We start from the raw sequence: 212 nt of genomic DNA, 5'->3' as shown, positions 1-212 counted from the left end.
TAAAGTAATTCCTGCACTTAACGGTCTACTAACTTGTATGGCTTTCCGTGTCCCAACTGCTGACGTTGCAGTTGTTGACTTAACAGTTAACCTTAAAACAGCAGCTACATACGAAGAAATTTGTGCAGAAATGAAACGTGCTTCTTAAAATGAAATGTCTTGTGTTCTTGGTTACACTGAAGATGACGTAGTATCACAAGATTTCATCGGTG

Annotated in this window: 1 pseudogene; it reads left to right on the top strand. The window is 38.7% G+C overall.

Going from position 1 to position 212, the window contains the following annotated elements:
- A pseudogene (locus V6255_RS18895) lies at positions 1–212 on the top strand (type I glyceraldehyde-3-phosphate dehydrogenase); the annotation flags it as partial.

Source organism: Psychromonas arctica, from assembly GCF_038155225.1.
Classification (GTDB): domain Bacteria; phylum Pseudomonadota; class Gammaproteobacteria; order Enterobacterales; family Psychromonadaceae; genus Psychromonas; species Psychromonas arctica_B.
This window is presented reverse-complemented; position numbering and strand designations above follow the sequence as displayed.